13 protein-coding genes and 1 riboswitch are annotated in these 11,790 nt (G+C 52.9%); of the genes, 4 read left to right on the forward strand and 9 right to left on the reverse strand.

Features of this window, described 5'->3' with window-relative positions; all coding sequences use genetic code 11:
• Positions 1-2: 2 nt before the first annotated feature.
• The 5 genes from ACT53D_RS09420 to def form a co-directional block, all read right to left on the reverse strand.
• Positions 3-578, reverse strand: a complete 576-nt coding sequence (locus ACT53D_RS09420; protein ID WP_194748820.1) for a DUF4390 domain-containing protein — start codon at positions 576-578, stop codon at positions 3-5.
• Positions 556-1,845, reverse strand: a complete 1,290-nt coding sequence (gene rsmB, locus ACT53D_RS09425; RefSeq protein ID WP_476155834.1) for a 16S rRNA (cytosine(967)-C(5))-methyltransferase RsmB — start codon at positions 1,843-1,845, stop codon at positions 556-558. Before rsmB ends, ACT53D_RS09420 begins: the two co-directional genes overlap by 23 nt.
• Positions 1,846-1,964: 119 nt before the next feature.
• Positions 1,965-2,834, reverse strand: a complete 870-nt coding sequence (htpX, locus tag ACT53D_RS09430; RefSeq protein WP_194748822.1) for a zinc metalloprotease HtpX — start codon at positions 2,832-2,834, stop codon at positions 1,965-1,967.
• Positions 2,835-2,918: 84 nt separating this feature from the next.
• Positions 2,919-3,839 carry a methionyl-tRNA formyltransferase gene (fmt, locus tag ACT53D_RS09435; RefSeq protein WP_476155836.1) on the reverse strand — a complete coding sequence of 307 codons (921 nt, stop codon included), beginning with the start codon at positions 3,837-3,839 and terminating at the stop codon, positions 2,919-2,921.
• Between the two features lie 14 nt (positions 3,840-3,853).
• Entirely contained in the window at positions 3,854-4,369 is a 516-nt protein-coding gene (def, locus tag ACT53D_RS09440; RefSeq protein ID WP_194748824.1) for a peptide deformylase, read from the reverse strand.
• 166 nt (positions 4,370-4,535) lie between these two features.
• Between def and ACT53D_RS09445 the strand changes: the two genes are divergently transcribed.
• From ACT53D_RS09445 to ACT53D_RS09455, 3 genes are all read left to right on the forward strand, one after another.
• Complete coding sequence (locus tag ACT53D_RS09445) at positions 4,536-5,573, forward strand: LysM peptidoglycan-binding domain-containing protein (protein WP_476155838.1); 1,038 nt, start codon at positions 4,536-4,538, stop codon at positions 5,571-5,573.
• Positions 5,574-5,584: 11 nt separating this feature from the next.
• Positions 5,585-6,697, forward strand: coding sequence for a DNA-processing protein DprA (gene dprA / locus ACT53D_RS09450; protein WP_194748826.1), 1,113 nt, complete (start codon positions 5,585-5,587; stop codon positions 6,695-6,697).
• Positions 6,698-6,775: 78 nt separating this feature from the next.
• A complete protein-coding gene (locus ACT53D_RS09455; RefSeq protein WP_275357717.1) occupies positions 6,776-7,243 on the forward strand; it encodes a Smg family protein in 468 nt (155 codons plus the stop codon).
• 71 nt (positions 7,244-7,314) lie between these two features.
• On the opposite strand, the gene metF is transcribed toward ACT53D_RS09455, so the two are convergent.
• The 3 genes from metF to ahcY all read right to left on the reverse strand — a co-directional run bounded on the left by metF (position 7,315) and on the right by ahcY (position 10,063).
• Positions 7,315-8,142, reverse strand: coding sequence for a methylenetetrahydrofolate reductase [NAD(P)H] (metF, locus tag ACT53D_RS09460; protein WP_476155841.1), 828 nt, complete (start codon positions 8,140-8,142; stop codon positions 7,315-7,317).
• A gap of 58 nt (positions 8,143-8,200) precedes the next feature.
• Positions 8,201-8,551 carry a phage holin family protein gene (locus tag ACT53D_RS09465; protein ID WP_194748829.1) on the reverse strand — a complete coding sequence of 117 codons (351 nt, stop codon included), beginning with the start codon at positions 8,549-8,551 and terminating at the stop codon, positions 8,201-8,203.
• A gap of 102 nt (positions 8,552-8,653) precedes the next feature.
• A complete protein-coding gene (gene ahcY / locus ACT53D_RS09470; RefSeq protein WP_476155843.1) occupies positions 8,654-10,063 on the reverse strand; it encodes an adenosylhomocysteinase in 1,410 nt (469 codons plus the stop codon).
• A gap of 93 nt (positions 10,064-10,156) precedes the next feature.
• Positions 10,157-10,239, reverse strand: a riboswitch (S-adenosyl-L-homocysteine riboswitch).
• A gap of 226 nt (positions 10,240-10,465) precedes the next feature.
• Here ahcY and ACT53D_RS09475 point away from each other — a divergent pair.
• Positions 10,466-10,615 (forward strand): hypothetical protein, encoded by a 150-nt coding sequence (locus ACT53D_RS09475; RefSeq protein WP_194749138.1) that lies wholly within the window; start codon positions 10,466-10,468, stop codon positions 10,613-10,615.
• An 83-nt stretch (positions 10,616-10,698) separates the two neighbouring features.
• On the opposite strand, the gene ACT53D_RS09480 is transcribed toward ACT53D_RS09475, so the two are convergent.
• Complete coding sequence (locus ACT53D_RS09480; protein WP_476155845.1) at positions 10,699-11,706, reverse strand: S1 family peptidase; 1,008 nt, start codon at positions 11,704-11,706, stop codon at positions 10,699-10,701.
• Positions 11,707-11,790: the final 84 nt, after the last annotated feature.

Here is an 11,790-nt window from a genome sequence, read left to right on the forward strand (position 1 = left end):
GGCTAACGCTGGGTGTCCTTTACCCACCAGCTAAACGTCGGCGTGACCAGCTCCCAGTCACTTTCGCCCAGGGCATCCAGCTGCAAGGCTTTAGGCAGCTTGCTGGTATCCAGATGCATTTTGAGCGCCGCCTGATAGGGCTGATTTTTTTCTAGTGTGGCATGCGGCGTCAAGCGCCAGTCGCGGATCAGGCCCAACTCACGCCTGGCTTCAGCCAGGCTGTCGAATCCTTTTTGCTGTTGCGGATAATTAAGCAGATATTGCTTGGTCAGCGCGTGATAGTTGAGCGTGACGGCGCGACGCTCGGTCACCACCTCATCATCAAACCAGTACTTCATGGGTTTGATGATCTGGCATTCATACAAAAATGTCAGGGCGATGCCCTTACTCAAAGCTTCCTCAAGCGCGCGGCCAAAATGGATGTCCAGATCCGCATCCAGCGCCCAGGTATCTTCACGCAATACCAGCTCGGCACTTTTGACATGGGCATGATTGTTATTGGCAGCCAGTGCCAATGCTGTCATGGTCAGCAGAAAAAAAAGCGCCGAATAATATTTAATGTTTTTGTAAAAGCGCATAAAACAATCCGTCATGCGCGGCAGTGGGCAGCAATTGCCCGCCAATTGACTGCTGGCAAGGGAGGCCCGAGGCATCAAACTGCACTGGCAACCTGACCGCATCTGCATGCATGGTTAAAAACTGTTGAATCTGCATTTCATTTTCTTGTTGAAAAATCGAACAGGTGACGTACAGCAATTTACCGCCTTTTGCCAGCATATGCCACAAATTCAATAATATTTGCTGTTGCATCTGGGCAAATACCGTCAAATCCTGTGGCCGACGCAACCATTTCATATCGACATGCCTGCGCACGATGCCTGAGGCGCTACAGGGCACATCAGCCAGAATGCGGTCAAATAACTGACCATCAAACCAGTCGGCTTTTGCCGCATCGCCTGTCCTGACCTTGGCTTGCAAGCCCAGACGCTGCAGGTTGTCGTGGACACGGCGCAGGCGCTCTGCCTCCACATCCAGGGCAAGCAAGTCAATATCACCGGCTTCAAGCAAGTGACAAGTTTTACCGCCCGGCGCGCTACAGGCATCCAGCACACGCATACCTGCTTGCACATCCAGCAAAGGAACCGCCCACTGTGCGCCGGCATCCTGCACACTGAGCCAGCCTTGATCAAAATACGGCAGCTTGTGCACCGGCAACGGCTGCTGCAACTGAATCGCCGTACCGCCCAGCGCTTGCGCCGCAATCCCCGCATCATCCAGCGCCTGCATATAGCTGGCGACATCCGTTTTGCGCAGATTAATGCGCAACGTCATGGGGGGGTGGCTGTTGCCTATGGTCAGAATCGACTGCCAATGCTGAGGATATTGTTGTTTGAGGGTATCAATCCACCATTGCGGATAGTTAAATTGCACCGCTTCCGACTGACTCACTTGCGCCTGCAAGGCTGACCGTTGGCGCAAAAAATTACGCAATACCGCATTAACCAGCCCTTTTGCCCAGCGCAGCCCGGTTTTGCCCGCGGCTTCCACAGCCTGATTGACCACCGTAAAATCATCTTCGGCCCCATGCAACAGCTGCGACAGGGCAACCAGCAAAAGCGCGTGTACACGTGCATCCGTCACGGGCTTGGCCGTCAGCGCCTGCAAATAAGCCGCGGCTTCGGCATACAAGCGCAAGGTGAGGTAACTGTAATCCTGTGCAGCCGCCTGCTGTTGCGGCGTCGCTGACTTGACCCTGCGCAATGCCTTGGGCATGGAAACAGTCAGGTTATGTCCGGCCAACACTTCGGCCACCGCAGATGCGGCTATGAGCTGGGCAACTTGCAAAAGAAGACTCTGGTGAAAAAAAGACTATTCTACTTGATGCGCCCAAAATACACAGACAAAAACACACACAATAAAAAAGGCTTTCTTGCGAAAGCCTTTTTTGTCTGTTGAAATCGCGTTTAATACTGGTTAGCCAACGCCAGCAAACGGCGGATCCGCTCTTCGGTCTGCGGGTGGGTGCTGAACAACCCCGCCAGGTCTGCGCCTGATAAGGGGTTGATTATCATCATCTGCCCGGTTTCCGGGTGTTGCTCGGCAGTCATATTGGGAATCTGGTGCGCATAATTGTGAATTTTCTCCAGCGCGGCCGCCAAGGCTTTCGGGTCGCGGCTGATCTCAGCCCCCATGCGGTCTGCTTCGTATTCGCGCGACCGTGAAATCGCCATCTGGATCAGCGAAGCGGCCAACGGTGCCAGAATCATAATCAAAATACCAATAATGGGATTGGGTCGGTCTTCGCCCTCCCGATGCCCGCCAAACATCAGGCCAAATTGCGCAATCGATGAAATAGCCCCGGCCACGGTGGCGGAGATAGTAGAGATCAAGGTATCGCGGTGTTTCACGTGCGCCAACTCATGTGCCATCACACCGCGCAATTCGCGCTCACTTAAAATCTGCATGATGCCGGTGGTGGCTGCCACGGCCGCATTTTCGGGGTTGCGGCCAGTCGCAAAAGCATTAGGCTGGCTTTCATTGATCACAAATACACGCGGCATGGGCAGTTGCGCCCGCTCGGCCAGCTCTTTGACCATGTTGTAATAATTGCGGAACTGCCCATTGCCAAAATTATTTTCAGCATTGATCTCAACTGCGCCATACATTTTCAGCACCGCCTGGTCGCTAAACCAGTAGGCATAAAAGTTCATGCCGCCTGCCAGTAACAGCGCCAGCAACATGCCGCCCTGGCCACCCAGCGCGCCGCCCACCGCAACAAACAGGGCAGTAATCGCGGCCATCAACACAAAGGTTTTGGTCCAGTTACCTAACATAGTGACTCCTTCACAATTCGGTGAGTAATATCGACTTTAATATGCGGGGATGACAGGCATTTTTCAATGCCTGCACCAGATTGACTAGAAAAAGCGGTCGCCGACTTGCACATGCTGACCTTGCACAAACTGTTGTGCCGTTTGGCGCTTGGCACCCGGCATCTGCAACTCATGCAGTTCTAATGCGCCGTCGCCACAGGCCACCTGCAGCGGATGCGTCTGCAACACAGTGCCTGGCTCGCCTTGACCCGCCACGGCTTGAGCAAACCACAGTTTGCAGACTTGATCATTAAATTTGGCTGTAGCGACCGGAAAGGGATTAAATGCACGAACCTGACGAGACAGTTGCTGGGCAGATTGCGTCCAGTCAATGGCTGACTCGGCTTTTTCCAGCTTGTGCGCATAGGTCACCAGCGCCTCGTCCTGTACTTCAGAGGCCAGACGACCGGTAGCTTGCAAGGTCTGCATCGCCTCGACCATCAAGCGCGCCCCTTCGCGACTGATCGCATCATGCAAGGTCTGCGTGGTATCGGCTGCAGTAATCGCCACCGACCATTTACTGATCATATTGCCGGCATCCAGCTTGGGCACCACCTCCATGATGGTGACGCCCGTCTCGGCGTCCCCAGCCAGAATGGCCCGGTGGATGGGCGCAGCCCCGCGCCAGCGTGGCAGCAAGGAGCCATGGATGTTGTAACAGCCTCGCGTCGGGATGTTCAGCACCGCGGTCGGAATAATCAGGCCATAGGCCGCAACGATCAGCACCTCGGCGTTGACCGCGGCAATCTCGGACTGCACCTCGGCGGGCTTAAGGCTTTCTGGCTGAAAAACACGTAAGCCGTGTTGCAAGGCGAGCTGTTTGACCGGACTCGCTTTTAACTGCATGCCACGGCCCGCGGGGCGGTCTGGTTGCGTCAACACCATGACGATGTCATGGCCCGCGTCTATGAGTCCTTGCAAAGCCGGTACTGCAAACTCCGGGGTCCCGGCATAAATAATACGCATGCAACCTTCCTGACTTAATAACTGTTGCGCTCGATTTCACGCGCGTGCTTGACCATTCTGGTCCGGATACGGTTACGTTTGAGCGTGGAGAGATACTCCACAAACACCTTGCCCAGCAAATGATCCATTTCATGCTGGATACAGACGCTCAGCAATCCATCCGCATCCAACCTGAAAGTGTTGCCATGCACATCTTTCGCTTCGACGGTAATAAATTCAGCGCGCGTCACACTTTCATAGATGCCGGGCACTGACAGGCAACCCTCTTCATAATCCTGGCTACCTGACTGGGCAATGATTTTAGGATTGATCAGCACCAGCAAATCGTCTTTTTCCTTGCTCAAGTCAATCACGATCAACTGGATGTGCTGGTCGACCTGCGTAGCAGCCAAGCCTATGCCTGGCGCATCATACATGGTCTCAGCCATATCGCTGACCAGTTGCTGTAATGCCTCATCAAATACTTGCACCGGTTTGGCCACCGTATGCAGGCGTGGATCCGGATATTGCAAAATTGGAAGTAGTGCCATGCTCTACAAATCTTTCCATTCAAATAGTTTGTGCAAAAACAGGGCAAAACGCCTGCTTTTTCACCTTGATCAGAACTTTAAAGCCATGCTAGATTGGTTGATATTGCGCAGTGGCTGTGCGCAGGTACAGCCCATCCATTTGTGTCGCATAAAACAGAGACGCCACATGACGAAAATTGTTCAAATTATAACCTCGCTTGCGCTGGCTTGTAGCAGCTTATTGTTACAGGCAGAAGAAATTCCGTTGCGGCCGCAGCACCCCGACCGGCATGTCGTCGTCAAAGGCGATACCTTGTGGGATATTTCGGCCAAGTTTCTGAAAAATCCATGGCAATGGCCACAGATTTGGCAATTAAACCGGTCTAGCATTAAAGATCCGCACTGGATTTATCCGGGGGATGTCATCGTGCTCGACACCAGCAGCGGCCAACCCGTACTCAAACTGGTGCGCGAATCTGTCACCCTGGAGCCTGGCATGATCGTCACGCCAATCAAAGGCGATGCCATCCCCGCCATACAACCCAACATCATCCAGCCCTTTTTGACCAAGCCCATGCTGATTGCGCCAGAAGCGCTCAAGTCAGCGCCCAGAATTGTGGCGGCGCAGGAAGAACGTGAGATTCTGAGTCCTGGCACACGCATTTATGTGCAGGGCCTGCCAGACGCTCCACGCAACGCCTGGGCGATCTACCGCGAGGGGGAGGCGATCAAAAACCCTGAAAATGGTGAGCTGCTGGGCACAGAAGCGCATTATCTGGGGGAGGCCAAACTGCTGCGCTCAGGCCAGCCTGCCACCTTGACCGTAACCCAGGCCAAAGAGGAAATTGCGGTTAAAGACAAACTGATTGCGATGGAAGACTCCCTTAGCCCGCCTTATCTGCCGCATGCGCCCGAAGGCCAGATTGAAGGCCAGATTGCACGCGTGAGCGAAGGCATCAACGAGACTGGCTATGGCCGCGTGGTGGTGCTCAATCGCGGCGAAGCGCAAGGCCTGGAGCGCGGTCACGTGCTTTCGGTGCTGCGCAAAGGCGCCAGCATGGTAGACCCCGAATCCGCAGACCCTAAACATCCGGTCATGATCCAGTTGCCGGATGAGCCTGTCGGCTTGGTGATGGTCTTCAAAACCTTTCCCAAGCTGTCATACGCGCTCGTCATGCAAGCCTCGCAACCTATCCATGTAGAAGACGTGGTGCGCACCCCCTGATCTCAACACTGATGGTCACAGATCCTGAAGAGAGCGCAGCCTGGATTGCCTTAAGCCTGGTCGAAGGGCTGGGCAGTGTCACCTATTGCCAGCTATTGCTGCACTTTAAAACACCGCAGGCGATTCTGGCCGCCTCCTACAGCAGCTTGTGCGAACTGGTCAGCAAAGACGTCGCCGAAGGGATACAAAAAGCGCCAGAAGACCCGCATATTGCCAAGACACTAGACTGGCTCTCACAACCAGATAACCACCTGATCACACTGGCGGATGCCTACTATCCGCAACGCCTGCTCAGCATAGACCAGCCCCCGCCCGTGCTCTATGCCAAAGGCAACCTGCAAATGCTCAAGCGGCCTGGCCTGGCCATTGTCGGCAGCCGCCACGCCACACCGCAAGGCGAGTCTACCGCCGAACAATTTGCCGAAAGCTTGTGCCGGGCCGGATTTGCCGTGGTCAGCGGGCTGGCATTAGGCATAGACGGCGCCGCACACAGAGGCGCGCTCAAAGCAGATGGTGCCACGATTGCTGTGGTCGGCACCGGGCTGGATATTGTCTATCCCGCACGGCATAAAGCCCTGGCCCACCAGATTGTGCAGTATGGCTTGTTGCTCTCCGAGTACCCACTAGGGACGCCATCTTTGACGCACAACTTTCCCAGACGCAACCGCATTATCAGCGGCCTGTCTGAAGGCTGTCTGGTGGTAGAGGCCAATATTGATAGCGGCTCACTCATCACTGCACGCCTAGCGATCGAACAGGGCCGTGAAGTCTTCGCCATTCCCGGCTCCATTCATTCGCCGGTGTCCAAAGGGTGCCATGCGCTGATCAAACAAGGGGCAAAGCTCGTCGAGTCCACCGAGGACATTGTCAGCGAATTGAAGCATGTCCGCCTGCCCAACCCCGCACTTTCGATTAGCCCGAATGGGTCACTACCCGATTGGACTAATCTACCCGCCGAAGCCAGTCCTGTCCTGGCTTGCATGGGGTTTGACCCCATCTTTGCAGAGCTCATTGCGGCCCGCGCCGGGTTGACGCCCGAACAAGTTTCCACCATGCTAACACTACTTGAATTAGAAGGTGTGGTCAGCCATCTCGCCAACGGCCAATTCCAGCGATTGGTTTAAAGCTCGGCTCAGACCCACCCCAGTATCGCTGCTATTCGCTAATGATAGCGGAGCAGCGTGTTTGAGGAGAATTTAGACATGTTGGAAGTACTGATATTTATCTATCAAAATTATTGGGATAAGCATGATGCCTTTGAGCTGAAAGAAACAGACGAAACCATCATGGCCTATGAGCTCTCCCAGGCCGGGTTTAACCACCAGGATATTTTACACGCCGTGGGCTGGGTGAAAGACCTGCGTCGCTCGGTGCAACAGCCGCAATACCAGCACGACCCGTTTGCGATTCGCGTCTATTGCGAGATGGAACGCAACAAGATCAGTGACGACAGCCTGAACTTTCTGGGCTTGCTACAAAGAAGCGACATCATCACGGCTTATGAGCGCGACCTGATTATTGATCGTGCCATGGTCTTGCCGCAAGAAACCTTGAGTATGGAAGATATCCGCTGGATCACCATGATGGTGCTGTGGGACGAAACGCGCAAACAGGATTACCTGTTTGTTGAAGATGCCTTGTTTAACCCGCAAGGTTTGTCATTGCAATAACCCAACAGAACGACACAAAAAAAGCGCGGCTGATTCAGTCCGCGCTTTTTTGTTTGCCCGTATTGTTACGACTACAGTTGCCGGATAATCTGGCCAATAATGCCCGCCTGGTTCAGGGTGTAGAAGTGCATTTTATCTACGCCTGCCTCAATCAGTTTGGTACAGATATCAGTGACCACCTCCGCGCCAAAGGCGCGCAATGAAGCCATATCATCGCCATAGGCTTCCAGTCGCATACGCAGCCACCGTGGAATCTCGGCACCACAGACACTGGAGAAGCGCGCCAGTTGCGTGTAGTTATAAATCGGCATGATGCCGGGAATAATCGGTGCAGTGACACCCAGCTTCTGCGCCGCCTCTACAAAACGGAAATAGGCATCCACATTGTAAAAATACTGTGTAATGGCCGAATCCGCGCCAGCGTCGATTTTACGCTTGAAATTCTCAAGGTCTTTTTGTGCCGAGCCGGCCTCCGGGTGAAACTCGGGGTAAGCCGCCACCTCCAAGTGAAACCAGTCGCCGGTCTCGGCGCGGATAAAACTCACCAGCTCATTGGCATATTTAAAGTCCCCCGCACTTACTTCGCCTGAAGGAATATCGCCACGCAAGGTCACCAGTCTGTTGATGCCTTTCGCCTGATAGGCTTGCAGCAACTCGCGGATTTCTTCTTTGCTGGAAGAAATACAGGAGATATGTGGGGCTGCACCATGGCCTTCAGCCTGGATTTCGAGCACACTGTCCATGGTACGGTCGCGGGTTGAGCCCCCCGCACCAAACGTGACGGAGAAAAACTCGGGAGAGAATACGGACAGCTCTTTGCGTACTTGACGCAGGTTCGCCATGCCTTCTGCCGTTTTAGGCGGAAAAAACTCAAAACTATAAGCGATTTTTTGATTCACTGTTTTCTCTTTTATTTCTAAACGCGTGATTTCAGGCAGATGCGGGGATGGTCAGGTGTCAGTCTTTTTCGTTGAACACAATCGCACTCAGGATCCAGGCAATCACGCTATACACCAGGGCGCCTATGACGCCAGTCATCACACTATTGACGACAAAGCCTTGCAACAGATGGCCGACAAACCAGAAGAGCAAACCATTGATGACTAACAGAAACAATCCCAACGTCAGCAAGGTAATCGGCAAGGTCAACAGCACCAGAATCGGCTTCACCAGCATATTGGCCAGACCAATCACGACAGCAGCCACCAGCGCAGCGCTGAAATTGGCCACTTGAATACCTGGGACCAGATAAGCCACGGCCATCAGTGCCAATGCATTGAGTACCCAAACAACCAGTAGTTTAAACATGCCGCCTCCTTGGATGAAAGATGAGGCAAAGTGTACACCAAATCTGCGCCAGAACATCTGGCGCAGGGCGGCATGGTTTAGCGCACGCTGAAAAGCGCGTGATTAATAGCGATAATGCTCAGGTTTGAATGGGCCGGTTTTGCTTACGCCAATATAGGCTGCTTGTGCATCGGTCAAGGTGGTCAATTGCGCATTGAGTTTCTTCAACTGCAAGATCGCCACTTTTTCATCCAGATGTTTAGGCAGGGTGTAAACGCCAACCGGATACTTGTCGGCCTGGGTAAACAATTCAATCTGCGCAATGGTCTGGTTGGCAAAGCTGGAGCTCATCACATAGCTTGGATGACCTGTGCCGCAGCCCAAATTGACCAGGCGGCCCTTGGCCAGCAAGATGATGCGCTTGCCGTCCGGGAAAATCACGTGATCGACTTGTGGCTTGATCTCTTCCCACTGGTATTTTTCGATGCTGGCAACATCGATTTCATTGTCGAAGTGACCAATGTTACACACAATCGCCTGATCCTTCATTTTGGCCATGTGCTCATGCGTAATCACATGGTAGTTACCCGTCGCTGTAACAAAAATGTCCGCATGTTCAGCCGCATAATCCATGGTCACAACGCGGTAGCCTTCCATCGCGGCTTGCAGGGCACAAATCGGGTCAATCTCGGTCACCCAAACCTGGGCTGACAAAGCACGCAACGCTTGTGCAGACCCTTTACCCACGTCACCGTAACCGGCAACAACGGCAATCTTGCCTGCGATCATGACATCGGTCGCACGCTTGATGCCATCCACCAGAGACTCACGGCAACCATACAAGTTATCAAACTTGGACTTGGTCACAGAGTCATTCACGTTAATCGCAGGGAAAGCCAACTTGCCTTCTTTATGCATTTGATACAAACGGTGCACGCCCGTGGTGGTTTCTTCGGTCACGCCTTTAATCGCAGCCAACCGCACGGAGTACCAGGTCGGGTCTGTTTTCAGCTTGGCCTTGATGGCGTTGAACAAGCAGATTTCTTCTTCTGAAGTGGGGTTCGCCACCACAGACACATCTTTTTCGGCACGGCTACCCAAATGCAGCAACAGGGTCGCATCGCCACCATCATCCAGAATCATGTTGGAGTAGCCACCATCCGTCCACTCAAAAATACGGTGGGTGTAATCCCAATACTCTTCCAGCGTTTCGCCTTTCACGGCAAACACGGCAGTGCCCGTCGCGGCAATCGCAGCGGCGGCATGGTCCTGGGTTGAGAAAATATTGCAAGAAGCCCAGCGCACTTCAGCACCCAAGTCCTTCAGGGTTTCAATCAGTACAGCGGTCTGGATAGTCATATGCAGAGACCCAGTAATGCGCGCGCCTTTCAGTGGCTGTTGCGCCGCGTATTCTTCGCGGATTGCCATCAGGCCAGGCATTTCAGTCTCGGCAATCGCAATTTCCTTGCGACCCCAGGCGGCCAGGCCCATGTCTGCGACTACATAATCTTTGATATCAGCTACAGTATTCATGTTTCAAATCCTTAAAAAAATGAAAACTGAGCAGGAAAAGTTCGATAAGAACCGGTGGCAACGTTGTTCACCTTTTTTCCGTGCTCGCACAGTGAAAAGTGAACGCCGTTGAGATGCTTTACAGCAAATGCTCTGAGCCTGGGAGTCGAGTGACTCTCGCAGCGTTCCTCAGAAGTTGCGAATTATACGCGAACCCAAGGATTTTACAAAAAACAAATCCTGAGCAATCAAAGAACAACCACTGAAAAACTGCTCAAATAGCTGCCTAGAAATACCCTCTTTACCGATTCATTAAATTGACCGAATTACATGCTGCTACTCTGTCAAATCAGTTTCACCCGCCTGTGCCATGATGACATCACGTTCTCAAATATCCTCATTTAGTATAGAAAGGTGATTACTATGACCATGTATCAAGTAATGGATGAAGAAAATCATTGCATCGCAACCTTTCATCATTTTCAGGAAGCCATGTATACCGCACAAGATTTCACCCTGTGGGATGATGAACATTACTATCATGTCGAAGAGCTGGATTTGGCCGTCGCCTAAGCAAACCGTCCCGACATCAAAAGAAAAAAGCGCCAGTTAAGGCGCTTTTTTATTGGGGCTGACACAACACCGCCAGCCTCGCATCAAGGCAAGGTTTTCATCGCCACTTTGAGCTCTTCAGCCTTTTCGGCATCCAACTGTGTCAGTGTATCCACATTGGCCAAGGCTTCGATATGTTTACCGTTGGACTCCGCAATCAGTCCCAGGTAATAAAAAGCCTGACTATGCTGATCGTTCATGCTGACGACACGGTGCAAGTGTTGCTCAGCCATGGTGAGATCCTTGGTTTCATATTCAGCTGCAGCCAGATAAAACCAGGCTTCTGTATTATGAGGTTCCTGAGTCGTCCATTGCTGGGCAATCGCTTTCAGGCCATCCCAGTCCTTGTGCAGGTAAGGAAACACCACTTTCATGAAATAAGGCCATTCAGCTGCCGGCTTGCCCCAGAAAGGCAGCTCGCTTTTGACCACAATCGGGCCCGCTGGCTGCGCGATCAAAGCCTGAACCCAATCAATCGACATGTAATAGTAGTAGGCATCTTTACCAGGGCTCTTGAGTGTAATCAGGCCGATCAATGCGCCCGTCTCATCAAACAGACCGCCACCACTGGCGCCTTGCCTGAAGCTGCTGGTCGCACGCACAATCACGGAGTCATCCATGGCAAACAGCCCCTTCACCACCCCTTGGCTGCTTACAGGCGCGGCGACAAAACTCGGATAGCCGATATTAAACACTGCTTGCTCGTATTTGAGATCGCGGCTGGACTTCATGGTGACTGGGCTAATCGGCAGGTCATCCATTTGCAGCATGCAAACATCATGCTTCCAGTCCGGTTTGACACCCACGGCATGGTAAGCCGCCCCGCCACTGACCACGCTGATACTGGTGGCATTGGCGACCACATGGCAGTTGGTCACGACCTGATTTTCAGCCACCACGACGCCTGAACCCAGCCCGTATTGCCCATTTTTCAGGCCGACCTGCACACGTAGCACGCGGCTGTTCAACGCCTGCATGAGCTCGGCAGAAGGCTCTGCCATCAATGGGATTGCCAGGCAACCTAACAAACATCCGATCAACCATTTTGCCATGTCTTGCTCCAATCTGCGAAGGTAGGCAACAAGGAATGCACTACCTGTAATACGTTTTGGAAAGCTTCTTAAACTGTTAATAGC

The organism is Methylophilus sp. DMC16 (assembly GCF_056314045.1).